Consider the following 22,792-nt stretch of genomic DNA (forward strand, 5'->3'; position numbering starts at 1 on the left):
TGGGGCACCATCGGGACATGGCATCACTCAACGTCGGCAATCTCGGCGAGTACCTGCGTGAGCAGCGGCGTACGGCGCAGCTCTCCCTGAGGCAGCTCGCCGACGCCGCCGGGGTGTCCAATCCGTATCTCAGCCAGATCGAGCGCGGGCTGCGCAAGCCGAGCGCCGAGGTGTTGCAGCAGGTCGCCAAGGCCCTGCGGATCTCGGCCGAGACGCTGTACGTGCGGGCCGGGATCCTCGACGAGCGGGAGCGGGAGGAGCTGGAGACGCGGGCGGTCATCCTGGCCGATCCGTCGATCAACGAGCGGCAGAAGAACGTGCTGCTCCAGATCTACGACTCCTTCCGCCGGGAGAACGGTTTCGATGTCGCGTCCGACACCGGCGCCGAGTTCCACGGTGCCGCCGTCGCGGAGAGCAGAATCGATGCCGACACGGACGGTGGCGCCGATGACACGGACGGTGCCGGTCCGGATGCCCGCGGCCCCCGCACGGCCGGCGGCAGTGATGCAGACCCACCAGCGACCAGCTGACCGAAACTTCTGATGATCCGGGAGGACCACAGTCATGGCCATCACCGATGACCTGCGCAAGACCCTCACCGACCCCACCCCCTTCTACTTCGCCGCCGGTACGGCCGACCTCGCCGTGGAGCAGGCGCGCAAGTTCCCGGCCCTGATCGAGCAGCTGCGGGCCGAGGCGCCCGAGCGCATCGAGGCCGTGCGCAACACCGACCCGAAGGCCGTGCAGGAGCGGGTCACCACGCAGGCCAAGGAGGCCCAGGCCACCGTGCAGGCCAAGGTGACCGAGGTCTTCGGGGCGCTGGACACCGACCTCAAGAAGTGGGGCGAGACCGCCCAGGACCTGGCGCTGCGCAGCGTGGGCGTGGCCGCCGAGTACGCCGTCCGGGCCCGCGAGACGTACGAGAAGGTCGCCGAGCGCGGCGAGCAGAGCGTACGGACGTGGCGTGGCGAGACGGCCGGGGAGATCGTCGAGATCGCCGCCGTCGTCGAGGCGGATCCGAAGTCCGTGCCGAAGCAGAAGTCCGAGACGGTGGCCAAGCCGGCCGCCAAGCCGGTGACCCCGGCGAAGCCGGCCGCCGCGAAGCCGGCGACGGCCCCGAAGCCGGTGGCCCCCGCCGCGAAGAAGCCCGCGCCGAAGGCCGCCGAGTCCAAGGCCGCGCCCGCCCCCTCGGCGAAGAAGCCCACGCCCGTGCGCAAGCCCGCGGCGAAGAAGGCGACCCCGCCCTCCGCGAAGTAGGCACGCGAGCCGGGATTGCCGGAAGAGCGGGCCGGGCACCTTTCGGGGTGCCCGGGTCGTTGTCCCGGTACCTTGGCCGCGAGGCGCTCCATCCACTGACTAGGCGGTGCTCACCGTGTTGCTCGAAGCATTCGGCTCGTTCCTCCAGCTGCTGTACCTGGCCATGCTCGTCCTGGCCGTGGTCGCGCTGGTCTTCGCCGTGACGGCGCGCGAGGACGCCTACCGGGCCGCGGACAAGCAGAAGAAGTCGTTCTGGCTGATCATTCTCGGGGCCACCGTCTTCGTGAACCTCGTCATCCCGATCCTGTTCCTGCAGATCGCGGGCGTGATCGCGTCCATCGTCTTCATGGTGGACGTGAAGCCCGCGCTCAAGGCGGTCTCGGGCGGCAGCGGCCGCCGCGGTGGATCCAGCAGCGACGGACCGTACGGCCCCTACAACGGCGGGCGCTGAGCGCCCACCGATGAGGCGGCACCGGGGCGGGAGCGCGAGGCGCTCCTGCCCCTCCGTCGTATCCGGGCCTCGTCGCGCTCCAGGAGCAGGACCGCCACGTCGTCGGTCAGCTCGCCGCCGTTCAGCTCCTGCACCTGCGTGACCGCGGCCTCCAGCAGCGCCTCGCCGCCGAGGCCCTGGTCCAGCCGGCCGTTGACCATCGCGACCATGCCGTCCTGGCCCAGCCGCTGCGTCCCCTCCTGCCCGACGCGCCCCTCGATCAGCCCGTCGGTGTACATCATCAGGCTCCAGGAGCCGCCCAGCTCGACCTGGCGGCGCGGCCACCGGGCGTGCGGCAGCAGACCGAGGGCGGGGCCGCCGTCCTCGTACGGGAGCAGATGCGCCGCCCGGCCCTGGCGCGCGATCAGCGGCGCGGGGTGGCCCGCGATGCACAGGCCCGCGCGGCGGCCGTCGGGGGCGATGTCCAGGGTGCAGAGCGTCGCGAAGATCTCCTCGCTCTGCCGCTCGTGCTCCAGGACCTGCTGGAGCGTGGCGAGCAGGTCGTCACCGCAGAGGCCGGCCAGCGTCAGCGCCCGCCAGGCGATACGCAGCTCGACGCCGAGCGCGGCCTCGTCCGGGCCGTGCCCGCAGACGTCGCCGATCATCGCGTGGACCGTGCCGTCGGGTGTGCGGACGGTGTCGTAGAAGTCGCCGCCGAGCAGGGCGCGGCTGCGGCCCGGCCGGTAGTGGGCGGCGAAGGCGAGATCGGAGCCTTCGAGGAGCGGGGTGGGCAGCAGCCCGCGCTCCAGCCGGGCGTTCTCCTGGGCCCGCAGCCGGGACTCGGTCAGCTGGCGCTGGGCGATGTCCGCGCGCTTGCGCTCCACGGCGTACCGGATCGCGCGGCTGAGGAGGCGTCCGTCGAGCTCGCCGCGGAAGAGGTAGTCCTGGGCCCCGACCCGTACGGCCTCGGCGGCCCGCTCGGCGTCGTCCTCCGCGGTGAGGGCGAGGACGGCGTGGCGCGGCGCGATGCGCAGGACGTGCTTGAGGGCGGCGAGCTCGTCCGGGTGGCCGGTCCCGTCGTCGGTGCTGTCGGCGCGTACGCCGGCGGGCAGGGCCGCGGCCTCCAGGTCGAGGTCGAGCAGGATGCAGTCGACGTCGTCGGTGAGCAGCCGTCCGGCCTCGGTGAGGTTACGGGCGGTACGGACGCGGACCCGCGCCCCGGCGGTGGACGACAGGTCGGGGACTGCGAAGGTGCCCGCAGGGTCGTCCTCGATCACCAGGAGTGTGAGGTCGGCGCCGTGATTGGTCTCCGCAGCGGGAACGGCACGTTGCTGCGGTACGGGTACGGGCATCGGTTCGGGTTTCCTTCCCTCCCCCCGAGGGCGCGGCGGACCGACGATCGACGATCCGCCGACGGGGACGATAGCGGTCCACGGCGGGGGAACGGAATGGCGCCCGCCGATCATCCTCTGTCATATGCGCGGCCATAAGCCGCGTCCCACCACGGATCCGGCGTGATGGGGGCGCACGAAACGGACATGAGGCCATGACGAACATCACGCGCCCGACACGCTCTGCGCACAACTGGCCGCAGCCTTCGGACGTACGGGGCGCCGGCCCGCGCCGTGTGCCGCCCGTCACGCGCCGAACGCCGTGCCGCGACGCCTACTTGCCGGGGTGCACGGCGCGCACGACCCGCGTGGATCCGGCGTCCATGTGCCCGGCCGGACGGCGTGCGTGACCCGCATGCCCGCGGTGTCTACTTGTCCGGCCGGACCACGCCCAGGATCTGCATCGTGCCCGCACCCGTCAGCGTGACCTGCCGGCCGGGCCGGGGGGCGTGCACGATCGAGCCGTCGCCGACGTACATCCCGACGTGACTGGCGTCGCTGTGGTAGATGATCAGGTCGCCGGGGCGCATGTCCTGGATGGCGATGTGCGGCAGCTGCCGCCACTGCTCCTGCGACGTCCGGGGGATCGGCTGCTTCGCCGCGGCCCAGGCCTGGGAGGTCAGCCCGGAGCAGTCGTACGAACCGGGTCCCTCCGCTCCCCATACATAGGGCTTGCCTATCTGGGCGGTCGCGAAGGCCACCGCCTGCTTGCCCGCGGCGCTCGCCTCGCGGTTGATGTCCTTGAGCGCGCCGGAGGACAGCCAGGCGGCCTGCGCCGTGGACGCGGCGTCCTTCTCCAGCTGGAGGAGCCTGGCCTGCTCCTCCTTCGCGAGCTGCGACTCGATCTTCTCCGCCGCCTCGATCTGGGCGTTGATGCTCTTCCTGGCCTTGGCCTGCTTGACGCGATTGGCCTCGATCTTCGCCCAGTTGAGACTGGCGTCCTTGGTGTACGTCTCCAAGTCCTCCTGCGCCTGCTCCAGTTCGGTCAGCATGCCCTTGGTGGCCTGCTGACCCTGCCGGGCCTGGTTGACGCCGTCCATGAAGAGGTCGGGATCGCCGCTCAGCACCAGCTGCGCGCCCGGGGGGAGTCCGCCGCTGCGGTACTGCTCGCGGGCCTGGGCGCCCGCCCTGTCCTTCAGCTCGGCGATCCTCGCCTGGCCGTCGGCGATCGACTTGGTCAGCCGGACGATCTCGCCGGACTGCTTCTTGGCCTGCTCCTCGGCGAGGTTGTACGCGTCCGTCGCCGCGCCGGCCTTGCGGTAGAGGGTGTCGATCTCCTCGCGCACCTCTTCGAGGCTCTTCTTCGGTGCGGCGGGGGCGGTGGAGGTGGGGCCCGGCTCCGGTATCGGGGCGGCCATGGCCTGGACCGGCGCGGTCAGCAGGGCCAGTGCGCAGACCAGAGTGATCGCGGCAGTGGCACAGTGGCGTCGGTTCACAAGCTCCCCCTCCGGGCGAAAAGGCAACGAAAGCCGTATCGCGTACATCTGACTTACCGTCAGTAACGTTCAGGTGACGACGCGATCGTGCCATGTTGTCCCGTAAAGCAACAGAGGTCCGCGCCACCCTCCCCGTCACACAGGGGGACGAACGGTGATCCGCCGGTGTTCCCGGAACCGCCCGCATCCCGTCACATTCCGTCGAACGTGTGACCGCTCCGCCGCGGCGCCGCTCAGCCCGTCGCCGGACGCAGTGCGGACCAGCGCACCGTGATCTCGCCCTGTCGCCACCGCCGTACGCCGTCCGTCAGGGGCCAGTCGGCGGAGACCGCGCGGACCGCCGCGATCCAGCGCTGCCGCGCCCCCAGCGACGCGTACGGGGAGGCCGTGGCCCAGGCCCGGTCGAGGTCCCGCAGGAAGGCGTGGACGGGCTCGCCCGGCACATTGCGGTGGATCAGGGCCTTCGGGAGGCGCTCGGCGAGGTCGGAGGGCCGCTCCAGCGAGCCGAGCCGGGTCGCGAAGGTGACCGTGCGCGGCCCCTCCGGGCCGAGCGCGACCCACACGTGCCGGCGGCCGATCTCGTCGCAGGTGCCCTCGACCAGCAGTCCGTCCGGGGCGAGCCGGGCGCAGAGCCGCTGCCAGACCGCGGCGACCTCGCCCTCGTCGTACTGGCGCAGCACGTTCGCCGCCCGGATGAGGACGGGGCGGGAGGCCGTGGGGATCTCGAAACCGCCGTGGACGAAGGTGAGGCCCTCGCGCTCGTACGGCTGCGCCGCCGCGACCCGGGCGGGATCGATCTCGACGCCCACGACGGTCGTGCGCGGCTCGGCGGTGCGCAGCCGGTCCAGCAGTTCCACGGCCGTCCAGGGTGCGGCGCCGTAGCCGAGATCGACCGCGACGGGGTCGTCGCTGCGGCGCAGCGCGGGGCCGTGGGCTGCGGCGATCCAGCGGTCCATGCGGCGCAGCCGATTGGGGTTGGTCGTCCCGCGGGTCGCGGTGCCGATGGGGCGCTGGTGCATACAGGGGAGCGTATGCGAAACGCCCAGGGGCACATGCGGAGCAGCGGCCCGCTCCCCGGCGCGCCGGACGGAGGGCAATGATTTGGCAAAGCGGAAATGAAAGGGCGGGTTCCGCTGTTCTGGCCTTGGAAGGGGCCGTGCGCCCGGTACGTGTCATGCCCTGAGCGAGGAGGAGCGGACCCGTGAGCCAGTACGTCTCCCGGCTCGGCAGCAGCCGTGCGACACCCCGAATCCGCTTCCCGGGAACGTTCGCGGGGCACCGCAAGCCGCGCCGTGTCGCGATGCTCTCCGTCCACACCTCTCCGCTGCACCAGCCCGGCACCGGCGACGCGGGCGGCATGAACGTCTACATCGTGGAGCTGGCCAGGCGGCTGGCCGCGATCGGCATCGAGGTCGAGATCTTCACCCGGGCCACCACCGGCGGACTGGCACCGACGGTCGAGCTGGCGCCCGGCGTCCTGGTCCGGCACGTCGACGCCGGACCGTACGAGGGCCTCGCCAAGGAGGAGCTGCCCGCACAGCTCTGCGCCTTCACCCACGGCGTGATGCAGGCCTGGGCGGGCCAGCGGCCCGGCTACTACGACCTCGTCCACTCCCACTACTGGCTCTCCGGCCAGGTCGGCTGGCTCGCCGCCCAGCGCTGGGGCGTCCCCCTCGTCCACGCCATGCACACGATGGCCAAGGTCAAGAACGCCGCGCTCGCCGAGGGCGACACCCCCGAGCCCGCCGCCCGCGTGATCGGCGAGACCCAGATCGTGCACGCCTCCGACCGGCTCATCGCGAACACCGCGGGGGAGGCCGACGAACTCATCCGCTTCTACGACGCGGACCCCGCGTCCGTCGCCGTCGTGCACCCCGGGGTGAACCTGGAGCGCTTCCGCCCCGGCGACGGCCGCGCCGCCGCGCGCGCCCGCCTCGGACTGCCCCAGGACGCCCTGGTCCCGCTCTTCGCAGGCCGCATCCAGCCGCTGAAGGCCCCGGACGTGCTGCTGCGCGCCGTCGCCGTGCTCCTGGACCGCGACCCCGCGCTGCGCTCACGCATCGTGGTGCCCGTCGTCGGAGGCCCCAGCGGCAGCGGGCTCGCCAAGCCGGAGGTCCTGCAGAAGCTCGCCGCGCGCCTGGGCGTCGCCGACGTCGTACGGTTCCATCCGCCGGTCGGCCAGGACCAGCTCGCCGACTGGTTCCGGGCGGCGTCCGTGCTGGTCATGCCGTCGTACAGCGAGTCCTTCGGGCTGGTCGCCATAGAGGCGCAGGCGGCGGGCACCCCCGTGATCGCCGCGGAGGTGGGCGGTCTGCCGGTCGCCGTGCGGGACGGGGTCAGCGGTTTCCTCATCCCGGGCCACGACCCGGAGGCGTACGCGCGGGCACTGGGCCGCTTCGCGGAGAACACGGAGCTGGCCGGCCGGATGGGCGCGGCGGCCGCCGCGCACGCCCAGTCGTTCGGCTGGGACACGGCGGCGTCGGCCACCGCCGACGTGTACACGGCGGCGATGCACGACCACCGGCGCCGGGCCCGCTCGCACCACGGCTGAGCGCGCGGGCGTGCTGTCGTACGCTCGGACCATGGCTGACGTATCCGACGAGGCAGCAGCGGCGCAGGTCATCGAGGCGACACTGGACGGCGCGGAGCTCGCATGGGAGAGCCCCGGGCCCGGCAACTACGTCGTGACGCTGCCCGGCACGCGCAAGCTGTCCACGACCTGTTCGCTGATCGTCGGGCAGCACTCCCTCTCCCTGAACGCGTTCGTCATCCGTCACCCCGACGAGAACGACGCTGCTGTGCACCGCTGGCTGCTGGAGCACAACCTCCGCCTGTTCGGCGTGAGTTACGCCATCGACCCGCTCGGTGACATCTATCTGGTCGGCCGGCTCCCGCTCTCGGTCGTCACCCCCGAGGAGCTCGACCGGCTGCTGGGCGCGGTCCTGGAGGCGGCGGACGGCGCCTTCAACCCGCTGCTGGAGCTGGGCTTCGCGAGCGCGATCCGCAAGGAGTACGCCTGGCGGGTGGAGCGCGGGGAGTCGACGCGCAACCTGGACGCCTTCACGCATCTGACGCGGCGCCCGCCGTCCTGAGGTTCTGCGGGGACCGAGGTTCTGCGGGGGCTGAGGGGCTACAGGGCTGAGGGGCTACAGGGGTGCGGGGCTGAGAAGCGGCGGGGCCGAGGGCGGCCTGCCCTGTGCGAGCTCCTCCAGCGCCTCCACGAGCCGCGGTGCCACCTCCTTCCACGTCCACTCCACCGCGTCCGGCCCCGCGCCCCGGGGCACCGTCTCGGTGAGCATGATCAGGTAGAGGTAGCTGCGGTACAGGCCGAGCCGGCGGCGTACGGACGGGGTGAACGCGAGCGGTGCACCCGTCGCCTCCGCGTATCCGGCGAGGAAGTCCAGGTCCGTCTCCGGGTCGCCGAACAGGGACGTGGAGACGAGGTCGGCGACCGGGTCGCCCCAGAACATCCGCTCGCCGTCGATGATCCCGCCGATGTGCCGGGCGCCGGGCTCCCCGGCCACCAGCAGATTGCCCTGCCAGAGATCGAAGTGGACGAGGGCGGGCCGTACCACCTCGTCCAGCACGTCCGACGCCCCGGCGAGCACCTCGTGGATCCGGCCCACCGGCCACGGCAGCCTCGCGCCGTACGTCACGGCGTCCGCGAGCACGGCGTCGGTCATGGCCGTGAACGCCTCGCGCCAGGTGGGGGAGAGCGGGCCCAGGCACTCGGCGGGATAGCCGTGGCCACCGGGGCCCGTGACGCGGTGCAGCCGGCCGACGAGCGCCCCCAACTCGGCACGCAGCGCGTGCGTCTCGCCGGCCGTCAGTTCACCGGCGAGCTCGCTCCACGGGCGCCCCGGGCGCGCGGTCATCACGACGTACGCCCCGGCCGGCGCCCCGGGGTCGAGCTCGCTGTGCACGACCCGGGGGATCACGTCACCGCCCTCGCCCGCCGCGGCGCCGTAGAAGGTGACCTCGTTGACGAGCAGGCGCTGTTCGTAGCTCAGCCCCGTGCTGTGCGCCGGGGGGATCTTCACCACCCAGTCCCTGCCGTCCGCGAACGTCACGCGCGTGACGGTGTTGTACGTGCCTCCGGCGAGCGGTTCGAGGGAGGCGGGGTCACGGGCCCCGAGGGCTTCCAGCACGGCGGTGGTCGCGTCGACGGACACGGGCGGGCCCCCTGGCTCGGCTGCGGGAGTCGACCACCCCACAGCGTATTCACAGAGTGATCACAAGGGAGTCACGATCACATCCCTTGACCGTGCGGGGCAATCATCGGACTGGTGTCCGATCGTAGAGTGTGCAGCACTGCTGCGGACCTCTTCCGACGGCCCGAATTCCGGGCCGGATCAGGGCCGTTGCTCCTTCGGACCGAGAGATGAACGAACCATGCGCGTCACCGCCGTACGCCGTACCGCCCTTGCCGCAGCCGTGGCCTCCCTGACGCTGCTCGCCTCCGCGTGCAGCGGCTCGGACTCCGACGCCAAGGGTGACGGCGGTGCCTCCGGAGGCAAGGACGCGTCCTCCTCCAAGCCCGCGGCGGTCAAGGCGCTGACGTCGGCCGAGCTGGAGAAGGTGTCGCTGGAGCAGGGCGACGTCGCGGGCCACAAGGTCTCGAAGACCGGCCCCGAGGACATCGCGCAGCCCGAGGACGTCACCGTCGACAAGAAGGAGTGCGAGCCGATCGGGTTCGCCTTCTACGGCGTGAAGCGGGGCACCCCGGTCGGGAACGCCGGGCGCAAGGTCGTCCAGGAGCCCAGGAAGGACGAGTCCGCCGACCCCGAGGACGCGCTGGCCGGCCTGCTCGACGTGACGTCGTCCCTGGTCACCCTGGCCTCGTACGAGGGTGACGGCGCCGCGAAGAGCCTCGCCGAGCTCCGCGAGTCGGCCGCCAAGTGCGCGAGCGGCGGCTTCACCCTCACCATGAAGGGCTCGAAGCAGAAGGTCACCAAGGTGACCGAGGAGAAGGCGACGGGCGGCGAGGAGGCCCTCGCCTGGCGCGTACAGATCGGGGAGGGGGACGCCGCGGCGCCCTTCAAGCTGGTGAGCCTGCGTCAGGGCGGCACGGTCGCCACGTTCTTCTCCTTCAACCTCGGCAAGACGGGGGCGGATTCCGACTTCGACCAGCCGACCGCGGTGATCGACGCGCAGGTCAAGAAGCTCGGCTGACGCTCGGCAGCTGCGGGGGAGCGGAGGGCGCCCCCCGCCCCTTCGCCGTCCGGGGGCGGGCGAGGAACACGGCGACGACCACCGTCGCCGCTCCGGCCAGCTGGGCGGGGGAGAGCGTCTCGTCCAGGACGAGATAGCCCAGCGCCATCGCGGCCAGCGGCGAGGCGAAGCCGAGTACGGAGACGGTCAGCGCCGGCAGCCGTTCCACACCGCGGAACCAGACCGCGTACGCGAGCAGGGCGCCGACGAGCCCGAGGTACGCGAAGCCCGCGACGTTGCGCCCGTCGACCGCGTCCGGCAGGCCCTCGCCGATCAGGGTGACGGGCAGCAGGAGGACCCCGCCGAAGCTCAACTGCCAGCCGGTGAACGTCAGTACGCCCACTCCCGGCGGCCGCCCCCAGCGCTTGGTCAGCACGATGCCGCTCGCCATGCTCACCGCGCCCAGGAGACCCGCACCGACGCCCACCGCGTCCAGGCCCGCGCGCGGGGTGAGGGCGAGCAGTCCGACACCGGCCATCCCGAGGGCGCAGGCCGCGGCGTGCGTCACGGTGATCCGCTCCTTCAGCAGCAGCGCCGAGAGGGCCAGGACGATCGTCGGCTGCACGGCCATCACCAGGGCGGCGACCCCGCCGGGCAGGTGGTACGCGGCGACGAAGAGCAGGTAGAGGAAGGCGCCGATGTTCAGCGTGCCGAGGACGGCGGCACGCCACCACCAGCGTCCGTGCGGCAGGGTCCGGCCGATGGCGAGCAGGATCAGGCCCGCCGGCAGGGCGCGGAGGGTGGCGGCGAGTAACGGCCGGTCGGGCGGCAGGAATTCCGTGGTGACGAGATAGGTGGAGCCCCAGACCAGCGGGGCCAGGGCGGTGAGCGCGGAGTCGGCGGCGACCGAGGGCTGCTTCATGGCTGGACCGTAGCGCGATTGCTTAGTGCTAAGCAACAGGGTATCTCAATGCTAAGTTAAAGATAGGGTGGATCCCATGAGCGACCATGTGGACCGCGTTCTGGCGCAGTGGGCGGAGCAGTGCCCGGACCTGGACTCCTCGTCGATGGGCGTGATCGGGCGCATCAAGCGGCTGGCCAGGATCGTCGAGGCGGAGCAGCGGACCGTCTTCGGAGCGCACGGCCTCGACGCGGCGGCCTTCGACGTCCTGGCCACGCTGCGGCGCAGTCCGGCGCCCCACCGGCTCACCCCGGCGGAGCTGATGCGGTCCGCCATGGTCACGTCCGGCGCGATCACCCAGCGGCTGGACCGGCTGGAGGAGAGGGAACTCGTCCTGCGCACCCGCCGGCCCGAGGACGGCCGCAGCGTGCACGTCTCGCTCACCCAGAAGGGCCGGGAGCTGATCGACCGGGCGCTGGTGGACCACGTGGCCAACCAGAACAGGCTGCTGTCGGGTCTCACCGACGAGGAGCGCGGCCGGGTCGCGGACGACCTGCGCGGGCTGCTGGAGTCGCTCGGCGACACCGACCGCCAGGTCAGGCTGGGATGACGGCCCTGCTCAGGGCAGCGGGACCAGCCTCACCACGGTGACCGTCAGCACGGAACCGGAGACGTAGTAGAGGACGATGGCGCCGTGGACCGTGGCCTCGCGCCGGTCGCGTTCGCTCTTCACGGCGGTCGAGGCGTGTCCGTACGGATCGAGGCCCAAGGTGCGCGCCATCTCGTCCCGGAACGAGTCGCCGTCGCGCATCTTGGCCAGGGTGTCGTCGGCCGGCGGAGCGTAGGAGATGCGGAAGCTCAAGCCACGTTCCGCCTCTCGGCCTCGTCCTGCGCCAGCCGGTCCAGGATCTCCTCGGCCTCGGGATCGGGTACGGACTCGAGCATCCAGTGCCGCATCACGGCCTGGATCTCGTGCACCCCGGCCTCGTTGATCGCGTGGTCGAACTCCTCGCGTCTCTCCTCGGGCAGCGCGGCCCGGATCGCCGGAATGCTGTTGGGCACCTCGACCTCGGTGCCGCCGACGAAGGTCTTCAGAGACTCGCCCATGATCGCTCTCCCCGATCCCCTTGCTCTCCACGCCCCGCCTGCCCGTCCCGCCGGGGGTGTGTACCTGGGTAACAGGCAGGTGTGGGGGTCACGTTAGCGGGTGCCCGGCCGGACGGGGGACCGACTCCCTGCTGAGCCGGGCGAGGTGTACGTCGAGGAGAGCGACCCGGCCCGGCAGGGGAGATCTCAGGTCCCACCAACAGACGGCGCTGATCTCGTCGTTGGACTCGAAGTCGCGCCGGGCGAGCGCATCACCCGCGAACAGCGCCCCGTACTCCCGCCGTTGGTCGGGCGCCAGGACGAACCCGGCATGGCCGACGAACCGCAGGACACCGTCCGGAACCTGCCCACTCTCCTCGAACAACTCGCGTACGGCCGCCTCCCGGGCGCTCTCACCGGGCTCGATGCCTCCGCCGGGCAACTCCCAGGACGCCCGGTACCGGTCGTGGACCATGAGCACACAGCCCCCGTGCCAGAGGGCCGTCAGCACCACGGGAACGGGAGCATCCCGGGGAGGCGAGTCCTCGCGCCCCGGCGTGAAGGAGACCAGGAGATTGCCACGGCTGTCGGCGGCGAGCGGCTCGGCGGCGTACTCGGTCATGCCGAAAGCCTTCCCCCAGGCACGCCTCCCGGAACAACGGCCCTACGCACGCCGGGCCTTGCCGCCCCCGGGGTGCGACAGGTCGCCCGCCCCGGCCGGACTCGCACCTGCCGCCTGGCTCCCCGGCCCTGGTCAGGATCGAACGTCTCGTGCTCCGCAAGTCCGAGGCCTGGGGCCGAGCGGGCGCTCACCTGGTTTGCGGAAACCCTCCCGGGCGAGCCGCTGATACTCCGCACCCGGACGGCCAACACCCGCTCACTGCAACTGGCGAGGAGGCTGGGTTTCACGGAGACGGAAGTGTTCGAGGAGTACGGGCGGAGCAGTGGCTGGGGGTGATGTCTGCGGGTGACGGGGAACTCCCGCACTCCCGCTCCCCGGTGGCGGGGACGTGAGGCCATCAGTCCTCGGGGGAAACCTCAGCCTCATGGAGCCGCTCCCCGATGTCATCGGCCCAGATCTGCGCCCACTGCCGCAAGTCGGTGATCGCCTGCTCATCGAGTCCGTAGGCCGCGAATTCCGTGTCGTCGATCCAGTCGGCTCCGCCCAGGCGAGCCTGAAGCTCGCTGAGATCAAAGGAGTCGCGGGCATGGCGCCGGCCGAGTGCTTCGAGTTCGAGGGAGCTCCAGCGGCTCGTGGCGGCCTGCACATCGATCAGATCCCTGGCGAGTCCGCGGTCGGCCAAGGCGCGGACCTTTGTGCCGACGACGTCCTCGAGGGACAGCACCAAGCCGTGCTCGGTGTGTACGGGAGGTCGCCAGAGTGCCTCCTTGAGGATGTCGACCTCACACGCCTCACGGCTGACCGGGTCGGTCACGATCAGACGAGCGGACAACGGGTCCGTCTCCAGCGCTTCCACACGCCATCCGCGCTGCTCCAGTCCGGTGTGCACGGCGGCAGCGATGTCCTCCATGGGATCCGGGTTCTCGGTCGCGACATCCAGGTCCTGGCTGAGCCGGTCGACCAGGCCGTGCGCCTGGACCGCGTAGCCCCCGGTGAGCACGAGAGGGTAGACGCCGCCCACCGCGAGTACGTCCGCAAGCAAGCGGCGGTGCATGCCCGTGAGGTTCACGCAGCGGTCCGGGCACGGTCGGACAGCTCGTCGAAGGCGCTCTCCCAGACCGCACGTACATCCCGGCTGATCAGCGTGCGCAGTGTGGGCCACAGGCCGACCAGGAGGTCCCGGTCCAGGTACTGGACCAGGTCGTCGTACTGGCCCTCGGCCAGGACGATGCGGTAGTAGCTCATGCGGAGCCGGGGCCGGTCGAGGTCGAACGTCGTCAGCCCCGACCAGGCAAGACGGAGCGGCAAACTCACCGACCCGTGCGTGGGGCCGGCAAGCTCGGAGAGCGTTGCGGGCAGGCGCCGGGCGAACTTGGCGCGACGGAGATCGGACAGGCCGGACTCTGATGCCATACGTCGATTATCCAGGAAGAGGCCCCCGGCACCCAGCCACGGTGGCAAGGCGCCACAGACGAAGCAGGGAGTCCTGGAAGGTCCCACACACCGGAAAAAGCCCCCGCCGCGGGGGAAAACCGCAGGCAGGGGGCTTCTTCGTGGGCGCTTACTTCTTCTTGCCCTGGGTCTTGCGGTAGATCTCGCCGAGCAGGGTTTTTGCAGGTGGGGACGCTGATCGGCTCGGGGTGAGCGGTCGCCGTTCGTTGTCATCGGGTGTTGTTGAGCAACCTCGGACGGCCCAGAGACGGCCCAACCTGAGGCGCGCGGGCACCGCTTCAGGGGCCGGCTCACGCTTGCCATGGTTCCACGTGGAGGCACCTATCCTGCTGGCTGTAGCCCCCGGGTACGTCTATGCCAACGGCGTCCCAGAAGGGTACGGATTCGCGGAAGTGCCCACCGCCTGTGTGCCACTCCAGTCCCGGGTGGGCCCGACGTAGAGACCGGAGAGCAGCTGAGGCGAGTCCGCAGCGCTTGTACCCCTCATAGGAGAGAGGCGACTCAACCCAGCCGATCCCGCACAAATCACAGACCACGTACTCGACCTCAAAAGCCAGCTTGGATCGCACGTATCCCGCTCGGATGCGCCAACCTGTCCGCTCGTGAGCCCCGGCTGGACGATCAACCCATGGTTTTGGTGGGGTGGCGGTCCGATCGAATCGGTAGAACTCGGGGTGGGTCCATCGGCGGAGCTGGTCGTGCCAAGTTGGATTCTCGGGCCACGCTCGCACCCAATGCACGTGGTCAGCGAGCTGCGCCACGGCACGGATGGCCGCTTCCTTCTCTGGCACGGGCTCTTCATCCGTTTCTATGGAAGTGCCGCCGGTTGCAAGGGATTTTGCAGAGCAAGGCGCGCGACTGCGTTGCCGAGCCCAGACATGCTTTACAGCTCTGCTCGTCCACGAACATTCTGGATGCGTTCGTCCGTCGCTGTCCGGGCTTGCGCCGAGTGGGGTGGGGCGCGGTTTCATCCCGTTGAGTCCCGAGCCGGCTGCCGTGGACTTCACCCCCGTTCAATCTTGATTGTCGGTGACTGCCTCAAGCGCCAAGAACCGCGCAAGGCGGATATCTGGCCCGAGAGAGTTAGCTTCAGCGCTTCGAGGTAGGAGCTGAGGAGTGGAGATGTAGCGTGGATCGTCCTTTGCGTGCACGATCCTATTTCGCAAGGCGTAGATTCTGCGCGCGGTCTGCGTCGCCAATGTCTCTGATGTTGAATTGACGTTGATTGCCGGCACCCCCGCAATAGGGCCCTTTTTCGAAAAGTGCTGCGCCATTTCTGAGGGTTGAAAGAATTCAGCCAATCGATCGGCGCGCGCACAATCTCGCACCAAGATTTTCAGTGCCTCTTCCTCGCTGACACCCTTCGCTCTTTCGACAGTGTTCAAGACGCGAAGTACGCTCGCATCATTGGAAACGTCAAATGAAAGGTCGCGGATCTCTCGGCGAACTTGCCTCAGGGCATCTCGGCGTGAGACCAGGGGCATGTAGTACTCAAGGACCTGATAGTAAGAGAGGAAGGCGAATGGCGGATTCTCGAACGCTTCTCCCGCAAAAGAGAATAGTGCGGCGACCTCTCGAGGGACGATGGTTGACGGGAACGCAATAGAATGCGGATCAGTTGATCTTTGTGTCCGGCGGACGTCCACTCGCACTGGCCCCTGAGAGATCAGGCTGAACTGGCCCCCCTCTTTGGCGTCCATTTCAAACAGGATATTATGAGCTATCTGCTGAGCTTGCCTAGTGTTGGCTTCCGTAGTGCCTGACGAGGTAACCCACACTTTGAGTGTATATTCCGTGTAGTCCGCTGGCCACCACGTACTCCCCGTAGGAGTTGCAAAATGGCTGACAGGGCTTATCTCGGACAATTCGATGCAGGCGTCCTTTTTTGGTGACCTGATATGGAAACCTGTTGTGTACTCCCTTGTGCCTGACCGAATGGTCCACGGATCGAATACGTGATCACAGTCGGGGGCTTGATACTTCCAATTGTACTGCTCTACTGCGCGACCGGCGGGAGTGCGCGAACTGGCGTAATTGATCATAAACTCTGCGTAGGTGCCGTCGCGGCTTGTAATTCCTTTATATTCCGAATGTTCGCAGTAGTTCTCTGCATTCAATGAGGCGAATTGCAGATGCTCTGCCCCTACGTCAAATATCCGGGATGATCCGTTGGGGATTTTGGTGCCAAATCGCACCCCGCCGTCGCTATAGTGGCCAATTTTCTTATAGCCCAGACTTTCGAGCTTGGCTACAGCGTCAATTTGCTCGCGCGTCAATTCGACGTCTTCTTCTGTTTCCGCCTCCGTGCTCGGGATGAAGTCTTGCAAGTCTTCCTCAGGGCTATTCATTTCGCTCCCTCTCGTGCTTGCAGATAGCCTAGCGTTTCTAGTGTGAGGTGCTGCACAAATTCCGGCAGTTGTCCGATACCTGCCTGCGGCCACCGCTCCGTAGGCGAAGTGCGGGGAGTGTCAAGGTGCGTGTCCATGGCGAAGGGCAACCTTGATCAGGTCATGGATATCGGCGAAAGATCAGCGCAGGTGAACAGCACGCTGGAGGATCCCGGCGTCTACCCAGCCTGGCTGTGGGGCATGTGCGGGCCGGGAGAGACGCATAGCCGGGTGTGCGGGCTCTGTGTGCAGGTCAGCGAGGCTCAACCCTGAGTCGGCTGCATGGTCTTGAAAACCGTCGTGGCGCGAGTCACCGTGGGTTCAAATCCCACACCCACCGCCAGGTGAGAGGCCCCCGACCAGTACGTATGGTCGGGGGCCTTTGCCATGCCCGTTCCCTGCCGGGCTCCGCTGTTCCCCCTGGTTTCCCGGTCTATCGGGCACGGATGGGGCACGCGGGGGGCACGGCTTTGGAGGTGCCGGGGCAGCTCGTCAGCGGCTGATCGGGATCTCGTAGACGATCTCGCAGTGGGCTGCGGGCACCACGATGTCCGCCGTCTCCACGGGACGGCCGTCGTCGCTGTAGTACGTCCGCCGGATGTGCGTCACGAGCGCGGCTTTCTGGATGCCGAGTAGCGATGCTTCCTCGGCGGTCGCGTGCCGTGGCTCCGGCTGCTCCACGGCATGGCTGACGGTGATTCCGATCGCGGCCATGCGGTTCACGACACCTGCCCCAGCGTGCGGCCCTCCCTCGGGGAGGACGACGAGAGTGCCGGCGGTGAGGTCGTAGGGCTCCCAACTCGTCGACAGCTGCACGGGCCTGGCGTCTGCCAGGAACTCGTACGTCGTCCGCACGCACAACTCGCCCTCGGCGATCCCCAGCCGCGCGGCGATCTCCGCTGGAGCCGGCACCTTCGCCTCGGTTCGGCTCTCCCAGTCGCTCTGCCTGCCGAGGGCCTTCATGTCCTGGCGGAACGGCGAGCCGCTGGGCTGCTCGCGTGCCGATGACCGGACGACTCTCACTCGCTGCCGGGGCTCGGCGACGTAGGTGCCCGATCCGGCCCGGCCCTCCAGCACTCCCTGGGAGATCAGCAGCTCCTGTGCCCGGCGCACCACGTTCTCGCCGACGCCGCACTCCTGGCCGATCTGGGCGCGAGAGGGAAGGCGGTCGCCTGGTTCCCAGACGTGCTCCGCGATGCGCTGCCGGAGTTTGTCGGCGATGCGGAGATACGGCGGTTGCTCAGACATATGGAAAATCTAGTCCACTAGCTCTAATCTAGTTAACTAGCTTCACTGAAAGTGATCGCTGGTGACGGAGGCTGCGCTGTGTCCGCTTCGGGAGAGACCGCGGCGGCTATCGCCGCCCGCTTGTCTGCCGCTGGCCTCCGCCCGCGCGTGGAGGAGCACACCCGGTTCACGACGGTCGAGGCAGAAGTGCCGGACACGCTCTCCGCCGATTCATGGCGGGAGGTCCTGGACGCGGTGGCCGTGGCCGATCGATTCGGCCTCCTGGCCACCAGCTTGAACGGCCGCACCTTATGGGCGGTCGTACGCAAAACGGTCCCCACGAGAGGCGACGTCGGGGGACCGGGCTATCAGCGATAGGAGCTGAACAGCATGCTCAACCGTATCCGCCATGCCATCTCACGCACCAGAGTGCGGTGCTTCCCTAAGGGCCGGCACCGCCGCCCCTTAACGCCCTCCCGGCCGCTGGCCGCTGCCACTCGCCTCGCGCACACTGAAGCGTCGAGCACCGCCCGCGGGCGGGCTTCGGCCGCTGCGGTTCACCGTTACTCGCTGAGGGGCGAGGACGTCGCGCTTGTCCGTCCGTACCTGCTGGCGTGGGAAGAGCGTGTACGGACGCGCATGGTGCTCGTCGCTCCGCACCTGCCGGCCGAGGCCTGGTCAGCCCTCGCGGGGGCCCACTGATGCCACCTCGCCGACAACCACACCCCACGGGCACGGCTCCTGTCCCGTACCGCTCGATCGCGTGCTGGATCGGCACACACCACTCCTGCATCGAGCCCTCCCCGTCTCTGGCGCCGACTGACGTACCGGTGATCTACGAGGTGTGTGACTGCCCGTGCCACTCGACCTCAGATTCGTCGGTGCACGGGGAGGTGACGGCGTGAGGGACCGAGCCCCCGTCGGTGCGCTGGCCTCCCCCGTTGAGGTCACCGCGGCAACCGTGCAGCGCGGCGACATCATCCAACTCGGCGGCCAGGCCTGCCGAGTGAGAGACCTCTTCCAGCTCCCCCACGGAGCCAAGCAACTGGTCTTCGAGTCAGGCGAACTGCTGGCCATACACACGCGTACCCGGCTCATCGCCCTGCGACTGCGGAGCAGGCGGTGACCCACTCCGTGCCCCGACGCCATCACGACATCGCCGACGACCTACGCCACCAGATCACGACAGGCAGCATCAAGCCTGGCGAACGCCTCCCGTCCGAAGCCGGCCTGGCCGCTCGGTACAGGGTCAGCACGGTGACCCTGCGACGCGCTCTCGCCCTGCTCCAGGGCGAGGGACTCGTAGAGAAGATCCACGGCAAGGGCAACTACGTCCGTCGCCCACGCCGCAAGATCATGTACGTCGGTGGCTGGGGCACGCTGGACCCGTGGACGGCTGCTGAGCCAACGTTGCGCGTCACGGTGCGCAGCACCACGGTCCCGGCCTCCGTGCACCTGACGACGTTGCTGAAGGTGCCAACGGGCAGCCCTCTCGCGGAATACACCTGCCTCAGCCTCGAACAGGGGTCACCGCACGGCCTGGCCCGCATCTACATCCCGCGCGACCTGTCCCCGGCCGGAGTCCTCGACGACGACTCCGTTTGCCGGGAGGCGGTCACGAGATTCGCCGTCCTCGGACGGTCGCCGGCGACCGTCCGAGAGACGGTCTGCGCCCGCTATCCGACTCCGGACGAAGCGTCAGCCTTACGGATCGGAACCCACATGGCCGTTCTCGCGATCACGCGCATTGCCACAGACGCCACCGGCCGCGTCGTTGAAGCCGCGCTCCTGGCCTTCCCGGGAGACCGAGTCGACGCCGTCTTTACCGCCCACCATGTGCTCAACGAGAGGCCAACCCAAGGATGACGACACCGAACGAAATGCGACTGCTCCCGTGGACGGGCCCGGAGGACAAGCCCTGCTACCTGAGCACTGACGACCCGGACGGCTACATGTCCCGCCTGGCGGACAACGTGGAAGCGGTTCAACTCGGCACGGCGGCGGAACTCCTGGAGATGGCAACGGAAAGCCTCACCAACGAAGACGCGGAGCTGATTGAACTTCGCAGCCTGGGCCACGCTCTGACCGGAGCCCTGAAGGGCGTACTCCGCGTTGCAGTCAGCCGCGGGCAACTCCTGACGGCGGGCGAGCCCCGCCGAATCTGATTGAACCCAGGCAGAAGACAGCCTCCTCTACGCGGGGAGGGGAGCCCGAGCACAGAACCGGGGCTCCCCTCCCCGTTGCGCTGTGCCCGCACGGATTCGCAGGGCACAGCGCAACGGCTTGGGAATCACCGGTGAGCCAGCCTCGAGCGAACAGGTGGGCTGGAGCAACAGGGGTCGGTGCACCGGGGCAGCCTTGCTCAGGTCGAGGAGCGCGGACAAGCCGTCAAGCGTGCCCGCTTCCCCCACTCCACGTTCGGGCGGCTCCCCATTTACGCCGACTCCCCCGCGGCGCACCTCCGCAGCCACCATCCTGACCGCGAGAGGCATCACGGGGGCGTTCACTAGAAACCTGAAGTCGACCATGCGAGCTAGCGGCGCCACTTAAGGTTGCTACAGAGCATCGGGCTCGCGAGAACTAGGGGAGAACGTGACTGACAGTCCAGAGACAGAGCAGGATTCCCTTTTCGAATCGGAAGCGGAGGACCTCACGTCCGATCAGAGCGACGCCCTGGATGTTTCAGTCGCAGAGCGCCGACTCGTAACCCAACCTTACGACCTGTCGCTCGCCACATTGGCGGAGGACATCAAGCAAGGGCAACTTCTTCTGAGTATTCAGTATCAAAGGAAATATGTCTGGGATCGTTCGAAGGCAAGCAGGCTGATCGAGAGCTTTCTGCTGAATATCCCGGTACCGGTCTGCTATTTCGCAGAGAACCCGGATGGGACCTACGAGGTGATCGATGGGCTGCAACGCATTCAAACCGTTAACGATTTCCTGGCCGATGAATTCTCTCTTCGAGGGATTTCTGTTCTTAAGGAACACGAAGGGCAGTGCTTCTCGGACCTTCCGCCTCGCGAACAGAGGCGTCTTACAAGTCGAACCGTCCGCTGTATTGTGATCACTGATGACTCTCACCCAGACATCAAGTTTGACGTATTCGAGCGCCTAAATACCGGCTCCGCGATGCTAGGTGCGCAGGAACTCAGGAACTGCATTTACCGAGGAGGATTCAACTCCTTCCTGAAGGAACTTGCGGCTGATTACTCATTTAAAGAAATTCTGGGAGGTATTAAAAATAATCGCATGGATCATGAGGAGCTTGCGCTTCGTTTTTTCGCTCTCCATGAGGAGCTTTCCGCGTATCGACCCCCCTTGCGACAGTTCCTAAATTCCTATATGCGAAAATATCGAGCCGGTACCCCTTCCGATGAACATATGGCTGTTTTCACTGACACGTGCCGTGCTGTATTCGAGATCTTTGGGGCTGACGCTTTCAGGGTACTTAGGGACGGAAAGCTTGGGGCTTTCAATAAGGCCCTCTATGACTCCATTGTGATACCTCTCTCGTTTGCGGATCGAGATGCTGCCGTGGCGAAGGCAGAGGAGGTTCGAGCTCTTCGGGAGGAGCTACTTCAAAATGAGGGATTCCAAACGGCTATCGGGCGCGCCACTGCCGATAGAACTAGGATGCATGGCCGAATTCGAATGTTCGCCGAAGGGCTTAATCGTCTAGAGGTTTCCTGTGTCTTGCCTCCTCTTCCCGAGCTGTAGTGGACTGCGGGAGAGGTGACTATGGAATCCCTGGCCGAATTCGAGGATAGCCTTAAGGAAGTGGAAACTCTTCTTGCGCTTAATCCGATGAAGTCCTTGGATAAGTCCGAGAAAGGTTCCTCTGTGGCCGGCCGCGAGGCTGCGAACGCAATCACGAGGTCTTGCACCGTGATGCTGGTTTCGCATTTTGAGGGGTTCGTTAAGGCTGGGCTAACCGAACTCATCGACGAGATTGGCCGCGCGAAGCCGCCCACCCGTCGTCTGCCCGATGGTCTGCTAGAGCTGCACACGCGAGAGCGAATCCAGGAGATTTTTGGGACCGATGGGCCTGACAGAATCACGCGCACTCGTCGCCTTTTCATGACGTACGCGTCGCTATGGGAGGATGACAGGTCAATTAACCCGCGAGTCTTGTCGGCCAAGATCCTCGCCCGCCAATTCACAAGCGCCAAGCCAGAGGTGATCGCCCAGGTCTTCGCCCTGCTGGGCGTAGGGGATGTACTGGACAGGCTGGATCGCCACGTCAACCAAGCGATTATTGATCGTGGAGAAAACGGGACCAGTGTGAAAGTTGGCATAAAACTATTGGAGATCGTCGATCGTCGGAATAAAATCGCTCACGGGGATAAAAACGAAAAGCCGACGCCAGTCGAGGTAGAGAACTACATGACCTTCCTGCGGGACGTGGCTGACTGCCTGGCAGACGTACTGGATGCTCGCATATCGCATTGCTGTTCGCTGCGATAGATGGTGAGTGAGGCTACCGGCAGAAGCAGAACTAGCCGTCGTATCGCAGTTGGAACCGGTGCACCGACGTCGTCCCGCCGTGCAGCCCTGCTTTCATCCCGTCCGCCTTCGACCCACACTCCGTGGAGCGGGCGTGGTTCAGGGCGTCAAGGTGGAGCGCGCCACTGTACGAACGACCTTGACGCCCTGGGCCGCGACTGCTCGGCTCTGCCTGGGTCGAAGGTGGTCGGGATGGGAGCCCCACGACGCTCGCCACGCTCCGGGCGGCACCCGCGAACGGCGCCCCTCCCATCCCGGAGTCTGAGCGCCCCCGCCGGAGGCATCGTTGTGACGCTGTGGAGCCGACCGCCGCAGCCACAGCGGGTTTCTCCCCACCATGGTGCTTGCTCCAGCCGCGCGACCGGCGTAGCCGGGGCCAGAGCGGGCCGAAGGCAGGAGCGTCAGGCCCCGGCGGTGAGCCGGGGAGCGCGCGGCGAGCGGAGCGAGCCGCCTTGATGAAGTAGAGAAAGTTCTATCGCACCGGTGTCAGGCGCTTGCCGTCATGGCTCCGCACGTGAGGCCCGTTCCCGTCGAGGGCATCCAGCAGCCGGACTGCGTAGACCTCGGACATCCACTCGGTGACCTCGTCCGACGTGAGCCAGCCGACCGCGGTCGATTCGCTGGACGTTCGCTCGCTTCCGCCGGCGGGCTTGCACCGGAAGACCAGGGCGACGATGCCGCGCGTGGTGTTCTTGTAGACCCCTGTGAGCTCGTCCACCTCGACGTGGATGCCTGTCTCCTCCAGGACCTCGCGCCGAACGCCCGCCTCCGGGGTCTCGTCGAGTTCGAGTACGCCGCCGGGGAGCTCCCAAGTGCCGTTGTCGGCACGGCGGATCGCCAGAAGTCGCCCGTCCTCGCGCACGACCACTCCGGCTACGGACACGGAGTGGAGTGGCGTTGACGTGCCTTCCTGCGCACTGTTACTCATGTACAGGAGCATAGGAGGAAG

General features: G+C 67.9%; 28 protein-coding genes. 15 read left to right on the forward strand and 13 right to left on the reverse strand.

All coding sequences use genetic code 11. The annotated features are described in order from the left end of the window. Positions 1–17: 17 nt before the first annotated feature. The 3 genes from ACZ607_RS21400 (at position 18) to ACZ607_RS21410 (ending at position 1,708) form a co-directional block, all read left to right on the forward strand. On the forward strand, positions 18–530 hold the full coding sequence (locus ACZ607_RS21400; RefSeq protein WP_469736823.1) for a helix-turn-helix domain-containing protein: 513 nt from the start codon (positions 18–20) through the stop codon (positions 528–530). A gap of 34 nt (positions 531–564) precedes the next feature. After that, complete coding sequence (locus tag ACZ607_RS21405; protein ID WP_469736825.1) at positions 565–1,257, forward strand: hypothetical protein; 693 nt, start codon at positions 565–567, stop codon at positions 1,255–1,257. Positions 1,258–1,372: 115 nt separating this feature from the next. Then, the gene (locus tag ACZ607_RS21410) at positions 1,373–1,708 is read left to right on the forward strand and encodes a DUF2516 family protein (protein WP_469736827.1); all 336 of its coding nucleotides are present in this window, start codon (positions 1,373–1,375) and stop codon (positions 1,706–1,708) included. On the opposite strand, the gene ACZ607_RS21415 is transcribed toward ACZ607_RS21410, so the two are convergent. From ACZ607_RS21415 to ACZ607_RS21425, 3 genes are all read right to left on the reverse strand, one after another. Then, positions 1,690–3,039, reverse strand: coding sequence for a PP2C family protein-serine/threonine phosphatase (locus tag ACZ607_RS21415; protein WP_469736829.1), 1,350 nt, complete (start codon positions 3,037–3,039; stop codon positions 1,690–1,692). The two genes, ACZ607_RS21410 and ACZ607_RS21415, sit on opposite strands and share 19 nt — an antisense overlap. 407 nt (positions 3,040–3,446) lie before the next feature. Continuing rightward, positions 3,447–4,514, reverse strand: coding sequence for a C40 family peptidase (locus tag ACZ607_RS21420; protein WP_469736831.1), 1,068 nt, complete (start codon positions 4,512–4,514; stop codon positions 3,447–3,449). 233 nt (positions 4,515–4,747) lie between these two features. Further along, on the reverse strand, positions 4,748–5,533 hold the full coding sequence (locus tag ACZ607_RS21425) for a methyltransferase domain-containing protein (protein ID WP_469736833.1): 786 nt from the start codon (positions 5,531–5,533) through the stop codon (positions 4,748–4,750). A gap of 182 nt (positions 5,534–5,715) precedes the next feature. On the opposite strand from ACZ607_RS21425, the gene mshA reads away from it, so the two are divergent. Then, entirely contained in the window at positions 5,716–7,065 is a 1,350-nt protein-coding gene (gene mshA, locus ACZ607_RS21430; RefSeq protein WP_469736835.1) for a D-inositol-3-phosphate glycosyltransferase, read from the forward strand. Between the two features lie 31 nt (positions 7,066–7,096). Next, complete coding sequence (locus ACZ607_RS21435) at positions 7,097–7,606, forward strand: type III secretion system chaperone family protein (protein WP_469736837.1); 510 nt, start codon at positions 7,097–7,099, stop codon at positions 7,604–7,606. 54 nt (positions 7,607–7,660) lie between these two features. Here the strand turns inward: ACZ607_RS21435 and ACZ607_RS21440 are convergent, their stop codons facing one another. After that, a complete protein-coding gene (locus tag ACZ607_RS21440) occupies positions 7,661–8,686 on the reverse strand; it encodes a phosphotransferase family protein (protein ID WP_469736839.1) in 1,026 nt (341 codons plus the stop codon). 220 nt (positions 8,687–8,906) lie between these two features. On the opposite strand from ACZ607_RS21440, the gene ACZ607_RS21445 reads away from it, so the two are divergent. Then, a complete protein-coding gene (locus tag ACZ607_RS21445; RefSeq protein WP_469736841.1) occupies positions 8,907–9,686 on the forward strand; it encodes a hypothetical protein in 780 nt (259 codons plus the stop codon). Here the strand turns inward: ACZ607_RS21445 and ACZ607_RS21450 are convergent. Beyond that, positions 9,670–10,587, reverse strand: a complete 918-nt coding sequence (locus tag ACZ607_RS21450; RefSeq protein WP_469736843.1) for an EamA family transporter — start codon at positions 10,585–10,587, stop codon at positions 9,670–9,672. The two genes, ACZ607_RS21445 and ACZ607_RS21450, sit on opposite strands and share 17 nt — an antisense overlap. Positions 10,588–10,663: 76 nt before the next feature. Here ACZ607_RS21450 and ACZ607_RS21455 point away from each other — a divergent pair, with 76 nt between their 5' ends. Further along, the gene (locus tag ACZ607_RS21455) at positions 10,664–11,176 is read left to right on the forward strand and encodes a MarR family winged helix-turn-helix transcriptional regulator (RefSeq protein WP_404070819.1); all 513 of its coding nucleotides are present in this window, start codon (positions 10,664–10,666) and stop codon (positions 11,174–11,176) included. A gap of 9 nt (positions 11,177–11,185) precedes the next feature. On the opposite strand, the gene ACZ607_RS21460 is transcribed toward ACZ607_RS21455, so the two are convergent. The 6 genes from ACZ607_RS21460 to ACZ607_RS21485 all read right to left on the reverse strand — a co-directional run bounded on the left by ACZ607_RS21460 (position 11,186) and on the right by ACZ607_RS21485 (position 16,074). Further along, positions 11,186–11,428 carry a hypothetical protein gene (locus ACZ607_RS21460; RefSeq protein ID WP_469736845.1) on the reverse strand — a complete coding sequence of 81 codons (243 nt, stop codon included), beginning with the start codon at positions 11,426–11,428 and terminating at the stop codon, positions 11,186–11,188. After that, a complete protein-coding gene (locus tag ACZ607_RS21465; RefSeq protein ID WP_469736846.1) occupies positions 11,425–11,673 on the reverse strand; it encodes a hypothetical protein in 249 nt (82 codons plus the stop codon). Before ACZ607_RS21465 ends, ACZ607_RS21460 begins: the two co-directional genes overlap by 4 nt. An 88-nt stretch (positions 11,674–11,761) precedes the next feature. Continuing rightward, positions 11,762–12,274 (reverse strand): NUDIX domain-containing protein, encoded by a 513-nt coding sequence (locus ACZ607_RS21470; protein WP_469736847.1) that lies wholly within the window; start codon positions 12,272–12,274, stop codon positions 11,762–11,764. 397 nt (positions 12,275–12,671) lie between these two features. Beyond that, entirely contained in the window at positions 12,672–13,343 is a 672-nt protein-coding gene (locus ACZ607_RS21475; RefSeq protein ID WP_469736849.1) for a nucleotidyl transferase AbiEii/AbiGii toxin family protein, read from the reverse strand. Further along, positions 13,340–13,687 (reverse strand): transcriptional regulator, encoded by a 348-nt coding sequence (locus ACZ607_RS21480; protein ID WP_469736850.1) that lies wholly within the window; start codon positions 13,685–13,687, stop codon positions 13,340–13,342. Before ACZ607_RS21480 ends, ACZ607_RS21475 begins: the two co-directional genes overlap by 4 nt. A gap of 1,052 nt (positions 13,688–14,739) precedes the next feature. Further along, entirely contained in the window at positions 14,740–16,074 is a 1,335-nt protein-coding gene (locus ACZ607_RS21485) for a hypothetical protein (protein WP_469736852.1), read from the reverse strand. A 135-nt stretch (positions 16,075–16,209) separates the two neighbouring features. Between ACZ607_RS21485 and ACZ607_RS21490 the strand changes: the two genes are divergently transcribed. Further along, a complete protein-coding gene (locus ACZ607_RS21490) occupies positions 16,210–16,386 on the forward strand; it encodes a hypothetical protein (RefSeq protein WP_364692269.1) in 177 nt (58 codons plus the stop codon). 219 nt (positions 16,387–16,605) lie between these two features. Here ACZ607_RS21490 and ACZ607_RS21495 read toward each other — a convergent pair whose 3' ends face one another. After that, a complete protein-coding gene (locus ACZ607_RS21495; RefSeq protein WP_469736854.1) occupies positions 16,606–17,361 on the reverse strand; it encodes a GntR family transcriptional regulator in 756 nt (251 codons plus the stop codon). A 78-nt stretch (positions 17,362–17,439) separates the two neighbouring features. On the opposite strand from ACZ607_RS21495, the gene ACZ607_RS21500 reads away from it, so the two are divergent. From ACZ607_RS21500 to ACZ607_RS21530, 7 genes are all read left to right on the forward strand, one after another. After that, on the forward strand, positions 17,440–17,718 hold the full coding sequence (locus ACZ607_RS21500; RefSeq protein ID WP_469736856.1) for a hypothetical protein: 279 nt from the start codon (positions 17,440–17,442) through the stop codon (positions 17,716–17,718). A 12-nt stretch (positions 17,719–17,730) separates the two neighbouring features. Next, positions 17,731–18,042: a hypothetical protein gene (locus ACZ607_RS21505; protein WP_469736858.1), complete on the forward strand. Its 312-nt coding sequence runs from the start codon at positions 17,731–17,733 to the stop codon at positions 18,040–18,042. A gap of 199 nt (positions 18,043–18,241) precedes the next feature. Further along, complete coding sequence (locus tag ACZ607_RS21510) at positions 18,242–18,466, forward strand: hypothetical protein (protein ID WP_469736860.1); 225 nt, start codon at positions 18,242–18,244, stop codon at positions 18,464–18,466. Beyond that, the gene (locus ACZ607_RS21515) at positions 18,463–19,206 is read left to right on the forward strand and encodes a GntR family transcriptional regulator (protein WP_469736861.1); all 744 of its coding nucleotides are present in this window, start codon (positions 18,463–18,465) and stop codon (positions 19,204–19,206) included. The genes ACZ607_RS21510 and ACZ607_RS21515 overlap by 4 nt, the downstream gene beginning before the upstream one ends. After that, positions 19,203–19,505 (forward strand): hypothetical protein, encoded by a 303-nt coding sequence (locus ACZ607_RS21520; RefSeq protein WP_469736863.1) that lies wholly within the window; start codon positions 19,203–19,205, stop codon positions 19,503–19,505. The genes ACZ607_RS21515 and ACZ607_RS21520 overlap by 4 nt, the downstream gene beginning before the upstream one ends. Before the next feature lie 427 nt (positions 19,506–19,932). Next, entirely contained in the window at positions 19,933–21,057 is a 1,125-nt protein-coding gene (locus tag ACZ607_RS21525) for a GmrSD restriction endonuclease domain-containing protein (RefSeq protein WP_469736865.1), read from the forward strand. A 21-nt stretch (positions 21,058–21,078) separates the two neighbouring features. Continuing rightward, positions 21,079–21,804, forward strand: coding sequence for an MAE_28990/MAE_18760 family HEPN-like nuclease (locus ACZ607_RS21530; RefSeq protein WP_469736867.1), 726 nt, complete (start codon positions 21,079–21,081; stop codon positions 21,802–21,804). Positions 21,805–22,315: 511 nt separating this feature from the next. Here the strand turns inward: ACZ607_RS21530 and ACZ607_RS21535 are convergent. Continuing rightward, complete coding sequence (locus ACZ607_RS21535; RefSeq protein WP_383115704.1) at positions 22,316–22,783, reverse strand: NUDIX hydrolase; 468 nt, start codon at positions 22,781–22,783, stop codon at positions 22,316–22,318. Positions 22,784–22,792 lie beyond the last annotated feature (9 nt).

It is taken from the genome of Streptomyces sp. NPDC104381 (assembly GCF_055583745.1).

Excerpts from the sequence above, each read along its gene's own strand:
- ACZ607_RS21415 (WP_469736829.1), bottom strand. The coding sequence starts at position 3,039 with ATGCCCGTACCCGTACCGCAGCAACGTGCCGTTCCCGCTGCGGAGACC.
- ACZ607_RS21400 (WP_469736823.1), top strand. The coding sequence starts at position 18 with ATGGCATCACTCAACGTCGGCAATCTCGGCGAGTACCTGCGTGAGCAG.
- ACZ607_RS21480 (WP_469736850.1), bottom strand. The coding sequence starts at position 13,687 with ATGGCATCAGAGTCCGGCCTGTCCGATCTCCGTCGCGCCAAGTTCGCC.
- ACZ607_RS21445 (WP_469736841.1), top strand. The coding sequence starts at position 8,907 with ATGCGCGTCACCGCCGTACGCCGTACCGCCCTTGCCGCAGCCGTGGCC.
- ACZ607_RS21465 (WP_469736846.1), bottom strand. The coding sequence starts at position 11,673 with ATGGGCGAGTCTCTGAAGACCTTCGTCGGCGGCACCGAGGTCGAGGTG.
- ACZ607_RS21425 (WP_469736833.1), bottom strand. The coding sequence starts at position 5,533 with ATGCACCAGCGCCCCATCGGCACCGCGACCCGCGGGACGACCAACCCC.
- ACZ607_RS21530 (WP_469736867.1), top strand. The coding sequence starts at position 21,079 with ATGGAATCCCTGGCCGAATTCGAGGATAGCCTTAAGGAAGTGGAAACT.
- ACZ607_RS21470 (WP_469736847.1), bottom strand. The coding sequence starts at position 12,274 with ATGACCGAGTACGCCGCCGAGCCGCTCGCCGCCGACAGCCGTGGCAAT.
- ACZ607_RS21450 (WP_469736843.1), bottom strand. The coding sequence starts at position 10,587 with ATGAAGCAGCCCTCGGTCGCCGCCGACTCCGCGCTCACCGCCCTGGCC.
- ACZ607_RS21485 (WP_469736852.1), bottom strand. The coding sequence starts at position 16,074 with ATGAATAGCCCTGAGGAAGACTTGCAAGACTTCATCCCGAGCACGGAG.
- ACZ607_RS21455 (WP_404070819.1), top strand. The coding sequence starts at position 10,664 with ATGAGCGACCATGTGGACCGCGTTCTGGCGCAGTGGGCGGAGCAGTGC.
- ACZ607_RS21435 (WP_469736837.1), top strand. The coding sequence starts at position 7,097 with ATGGCTGACGTATCCGACGAGGCAGCAGCGGCGCAGGTCATCGAGGCG.
- ACZ607_RS21495 (WP_469736854.1), bottom strand. The coding sequence starts at position 17,361 with ATGTCTGAGCAACCGCCGTATCTCCGCATCGCCGACAAACTCCGGCAG.
- ACZ607_RS21535 (WP_383115704.1), bottom strand. The coding sequence starts at position 22,783 with ATGCTCCTGTACATGAGTAACAGTGCGCAGGAAGGCACGTCAACGCCA.
- ACZ607_RS21490 (WP_364692269.1), top strand. The coding sequence starts at position 16,210 with ATGGCGAAGGGCAACCTTGATCAGGTCATGGATATCGGCGAAAGATCA.
- ACZ607_RS21520 (WP_469736863.1), top strand. The coding sequence starts at position 19,203 with ATGACGACACCGAACGAAATGCGACTGCTCCCGTGGACGGGCCCGGAG.
- ACZ607_RS21505 (WP_469736858.1), top strand. The coding sequence starts at position 17,731 with ATGCTCAACCGTATCCGCCATGCCATCTCACGCACCAGAGTGCGGTGC.
- ACZ607_RS21405 (WP_469736825.1), top strand. The coding sequence starts at position 565 with ATGGCCATCACCGATGACCTGCGCAAGACCCTCACCGACCCCACCCCC.